This window comes from Micromonospora sp. DSM 43699, from assembly GCF_055517075.1.
In genome coordinates this window covers 1-1,496 of the sequence record NZ_JBTMMT010000143.1, presented here as the reverse complement: position 1 = coordinate 1,496, position 1,496 = coordinate 1, and the positions used below count along the sequence as shown (strand labels likewise).

Genomic DNA, 1,496 nt, shown 5'->3' with positions numbered 1-1,496 from the left:
CCCCCCCCGCCCCCGCTCCTCTTCCCCGCCCACCGCGACCGCAGCGCCCACCCGGCGCGTCCCACCCGCACACCCCGCCCCCGGCCCGGCCGTCACACCCACCCGGCGCGTCCCACCCGACCGCCCGGTAGAGCCCGCCCGACCGCCCGACATGTCCCGCCCGGCCACCATTGGAGACGAGTTGCATGCCCGAGCTGACCACGATCTCCGACGCCGAACGTCGGCGCATCGTCTGCGAGTTCGTCGACGAAACCGTCGGCGACGCCCGCCCCGAGGTCGTGGCGATGGTCCGCGACCTCACCCACCGGGCCCGCGACACCGTCGAACTGGCCCGCGCCGCCGGGATCACACCGGAGTCGGCCCGCGCCGGCCACGTGGTGACCGCGCTGGTAGCCGCGTACGGCGAGGTCTTCGACCGGGTCGATGACGCCGATTACCGCAGCGCGTTGCTGGCCCGCCTGGAGGTGGCGAACGACCCGCGGACCGAGCGGTACTTCCAGCTCCTCACGACGGTCAACGGCTGGACCCCACCCCCCAACCTGACCCCCGTCCTGGACTGGTTGATCGCCGCCCTACGCCAACACCCCACCCCCTGATCCGCCCAGCCCCCTGCCCTCAGACTTCGATCCGCCCCGCATGCTGCCTCACCCGCATGCGGCTTCACCCACGCACTGACCCACCCACGCACTGACCCACCCGCGCACTGACCCACCCCGCACGCTGACCCACCCCGCACGCTGACCCACCCCGCACGCTGACCCACCCCCGCGCTCACTCCACTCGCCGACGTTCCTGCCCACCGGAGCCAAGGGGAGCTTTCCCGCCGTCTCCCCGTCGACAGCGGCTCCCCGGCGTCTCGGTCGGCGAGGCGGAACGGTGGCAGCCTGGCCGCCCCCGCCCAGCGCTGCAGACGACCCGGACCGCCACCTCACCCGGCGGTCCTGCCCTGGGTGCGCGCCTCGGGTCACTGCCGGGCTGAAGTCACTGCCGGGCACGAGGGCACCGCCAGGCACGAGGGCACCGCCAGGCACGAGGGCACCGCCAGGCACAAGGGCGACGCCAGGCACAAGGGCGACGCCAGGCACAAGGGCGACGCCAGGCACAAGGGCGACGCCAGGCACAAGGTCGCATGGGCGTCGCTCGGCCGATCGGTGCGGTGCCGGCGACCACCACTCGCGCTCGCTGGCTCGGCTCGTCCGCCCACCCGCAACCCCGCCCACCGCATCCGCCCCGCAAACCGCGCCCACGGCCGCCATACAACGTCCCGGGACGTCTATGCCTGTCCGTCATAATTATGACGGACAGGCATAGCAGTTAAAGGGAGGACATACCCACCCCCATCTCACTTAGGGTGAACACCCGCCAGCATCCAACCGCCAACCAGGACTACGGGTAGTCACCGAGTCGGACAGCCTGCAGACATTAGGAAGCCGCATACCCGGGCGATCGGGTGTATCGGCCGGACACCCAGGGCGAAAGCCGGGGCAGGGCGGGGG

The 1,496-nt window shown here is 72.4% G+C and carries 1 protein-coding gene; it reads left to right on the top strand.

The features are described 5' to 3' along the window. Positions 1-185 precede the first annotated feature (185 nt). Positions 186-596 (top strand): hypothetical protein, encoded by a 411-nt coding sequence (locus AC0AIB_RS30935; RefSeq protein WP_328348609.1) that lies wholly within the window; start codon positions 186-188, stop codon positions 594-596. Positions 597-1,496: the final 900 nt, after the last annotated feature.

Bases quoted from the DNA above. Each gene is read 5' to 3' on its own strand.
- AC0AIB_RS30935 (WP_328348609.1), top strand. From the start codon at position 186: ATGCCCGAGCTGACCACGATCTCCGACGCCGAACGTCGGCGCATCGTC.